Raw genomic sequence first — 2,636 nt, 5'->3', positions numbered from 1 at the left:
GGGTTCTTGTATTGCGGTTCAGATTATACAGTTATAGGAATAAGACTTGCAAAAGTGGAAAGAGGAAAAATAAACAAAACATTAGAAATGATTAAAAAAATTCAACCACAATATAGGATTGCGGCATTGCGGGGAGTAGGGATTTATTATGGCTATTTAAAGAACAACGAATTTTTAGACGATTTTCTAAACATTGCTGAAAGATGCGATGATCTTACGAAGAAACAACTGTATCGTGGATTAAGCATAAGCTTAATTGCTTATTCCACATTTTTTGACAACCGATCTATTACACTTAACTATTCCAATGGAAAAAATTTCAATATTCAAGATATATTAGCGAAAGTTGATCCATCATCACATTGTTTTTTTAGAGAAAAATTAGGCGATTTAATTTCGCCATCGATTAAATTTAGAGGGAAAAAAGGACTAAATAAATCAAAAAAAATATTGAGACGATTCGCTAATTTTAGTCTAATTCCCTCATTCTATAATTACCGTCTTACATATAACAATGATGATATTCTATATTGGCATAAAAGAATCAGAAAATTGCCTAACCTTTTTAAATCCTATTTCTACCATGCTCTTGGAAGAGCTGTTGTGGCGCGTTTCATAGCGGAAAAAGAGACTTTAATGAGTGAATCCATATATATTCCTGATAAATATAAAGGTGATTTTTTCAGCGGCTTAGCTTCTGCATCGTCACTCTATTTCTCAAAAAACCCGGAAAATTCTATCGAATATATTTCAACGATAAGTGAAAAATATAGAAAACCTTTTATCTTTTCATTAGGTAAAGCCCTCTTTTGGAAATATCCATATAATTTTAAAAAGATTTCTAAGTTTGCAGGAAAACTATCTATAAAAGAAAAGAAGGCTTTTTATGAAGGGATTGGAAGTGGTGCAGGGTATATGCTTTATTGGAATCCTCTAAAATTAAAAGAGATAAAAATGAAGATACCTGAAGATTATAGGAGAGATTTTGAAAATGCGGCAAACATAAGAATTCAAAATGATGAGTATTTGGCAAAACAGGAAAAGTCAACTTATTTTCGTGATTTCGAAATAGAGCACAAACTTCTTCATCTTTAAAAAAGATGAGCAAGAATCTTATTTTGACATCTTTTCAAAAAGCTTGGCATTGTTGATTGCAACGGAAGCGTGATTTGAGAGTGTTGTCATCAATTCTAAATCTTCTTCTGTGAATGCATTTAAATGAATACTATCCACATTGATGACGCCCATTATTTTTCCTTCATAAAACATAGGCACTGCAAGTTCGGAAGAAATCTCTTTGGCAACTTCAACATAATGAGGATTTTTTCTGACATTATTTTCTAAAATTGGTTTGCCTGTCTTTGCAACGGTTCCTGTTATTCCTTCGCCAACTTTAAGCTTGACCCTTTCAGAGGTTCCTTCTTGAAGACCTCTAAAAGCCATTATATTTAGTATTTGTGTTTCTTCATCGATAAGCATAATTGAACTACTTGTTGCATTGGTTAATGCAAGCGCTTTGTCTACTATTAGGTCTAAAAGCTTCTGCAGTTCAAGTGTCGAAGTCATTGCGCGGCTAATATCACAAAGAGCAGTTAACCGTTCATTTCTCTGCTTCATCGCTTTATGGATATTTGAACTCTCGATATCAATTGCCGCAAGATTGGCAAGAATGCTTAAGAGTTTCAAATCGTTTTCATTGAATTTTTTTCCCGCTCTTTTGGAATCAGCAGTCAATACTCCGAAAAGCTCATCTTGGTAAATGATAGGTGCACCTATAATTTCTGATACCTCAAAATTTTCTGCTATCTTGACTTTATTATGTTCCATCCTCGGTTCCTTTGATTCTGCGATTTTACCTATAAATCCTTCGCCAAAATTTATTGATATATTTTTCAAAATATCAGGATTTATAATTCCGCTTGCAGAAGCAATGTTCAACTGATTCGTATTTTTGTCATTCAAAAAAAGCAATGAACGTTCGGTATTGAGTATTAAAGTAACAGAGCTTGTAATAAGATTCATCGTTTGGTCAGGATCAGTAAAAGAGCTTTTCATCGCTTTACCTATTTCAAGAAGCATAGTAGTGTGGGCATTATAGAAATAATCCCTTTCATGTTCTGCCATTCCTTCAGATAAAGAATCAGTTTTTTTAAAAATCGAAGAGAAAAAGAATTTCATCTTTCCCATTTTTTTAAGAATTAAAATAATTATGCTTTAATTTTGTACTCCTCGCATTTCCTCATAAGTGTATTACGGTGAATACCCAAAATTTTTGCAGCACTGCACCTGTTGCCACCAGTAGCTTTCAATATTCTTATTATATAAGCTTTTTCAAGCTCTTTTAATGTTAAGCCTGAATCTTCAATGCTTTCAAACTGCTGAATGTTGAGGTTAGTGTTACCGACCGTTTTTTTAAGACGAGATTTAAGAGCTGAATATTTGAATAATTTAATTAGCTGATTTCTATTACCATTGAAATTGAAGCCTCTAACAGTCTTTTTCAAACTTTTAACCAATCCACCAAGATGTTTGAGCATTTTATCTTCTGTATAGTTTTTGGACATTTCGGAAATAAGCTTCTTGCTTACAATCTGTTCATTAATCTTAAATAAATATTTTAAATCCTTTAATTTCTT

3 protein-coding genes are annotated in these 2,636 nt (G+C 32.4%); 1 reads left to right on the top strand and 2 read right to left on the bottom strand.

Features of this window, described 5'->3' with window-relative positions:
* Positions 1-6 precede the first annotated feature (6 nt).
* Positions 7-1,095 carry a hypothetical protein gene (locus D6734_10820; protein RMF93133.1) on the top strand — a complete coding sequence of 363 codons (1,089 nt, stop codon included), beginning with the start codon at positions 7-9 and terminating at the stop codon, positions 1,093-1,095.
* Between the two features lie 18 nt (positions 1,096-1,113).
* Here D6734_10820 and D6734_10815 read toward each other — a convergent pair whose 3' ends face one another.
* Positions 1,114-2,187 carry a GAF domain-containing protein gene (locus tag D6734_10815; GenBank protein RMF93132.1) on the bottom strand — a complete coding sequence of 358 codons (1,074 nt, stop codon included), beginning with the start codon at positions 2,185-2,187 and terminating at the stop codon, positions 1,114-1,116.
* Positions 2,188-2,207: 20 nt separating this feature from the next.
* The coding region (locus tag D6734_10810) for a hypothetical protein (GenBank protein ID RMF93131.1) at positions 2,208-2,636 on the bottom strand (429 nt) is incomplete at its 5' end.

Source organism: Candidatus Schekmanbacteria bacterium, assembly GCA_003695725.1.
Lineage (GTDB): Bacteria > Schekmanbacteria > GWA2-38-11 > GWA2-38-11 > J061 > J061.
This window is presented reverse-complemented; position numbering and strand designations above follow the sequence as displayed.